Source organism: Nonomuraea marmarensis (genome assembly GCF_043197025.1).
Lineage (GTDB): Bacteria > Actinomycetota > Actinomycetes > Streptosporangiales > Streptosporangiaceae > Nonomuraea > Nonomuraea marmarensis.
On sequence record NZ_JBICRM010000142.1, the window covers coordinates 1 to 632 of the forward strand.

At 62.0% G+C, this 632-nt stretch carries 1 tRNA gene; it reads right to left on the bottom strand.

The annotated features are described in order from the left end of the window. Positions 1–319: 319 nt before the first annotated feature. Positions 320–390, bottom strand: a tRNA-Gly gene (locus tag ACFLIM_RS50340). Positions 391–632: the final 242 nt, after the last annotated feature.

Genomic DNA, 632 nt, shown 5'->3' on the forward strand with positions numbered 1-632 from the left:
GGGCAGTTCGGGGCGGGCCTTGGGGTGGGCGTGCCGCCCGATCGTGAACGGTCTGGCCGCCCCCACTGGCTTGCCGCCCAGCCGTACTTCGATGTGGGTCAAGTCGAAGGGGTCTTATGCCGACCCGAGCGTTATCCCGACAATCGTGCGTCTGGCGGGTTCAGGATGACTGGAGGTCGGCATATTCCGCCCTGATCATTCGCGAGTCGGTGAGCTGAGGCTGTCGAGGAAGTGGGGCGTGCCGATCTACAGCCAAGTAGTTCAGAACTTCGACCACGTCAGCCCAGACACAAGCCGTCACCCGGGCTTTCATACTGAGAGCGGGTGACGGGAATCGAACCCGCGCTGTCAGCTTGGGAAGCTGATGTTCTGCCATTGAACTACACCCGCGTACGACCTGAAGTCGCGCCCCCCACTGTAGCGGAAACTTGGCGTACAACAGCAACTAGTCCGAAAACAGGACCTCAGCTGGGCAGGCGGCAGTATCCGGCGGCGCGGGTGGGGCGCCGTTGGATCAGTCCCGGGTGGTTGTCAGCCGGTTGAAGTCAGCGGCAGGTGTTCCTCATCTGGAGCTATCGACTCGATGGTGACCTTATAGCCGAGGCGTTCCAGGCTCTTGACGTGATTGCGGG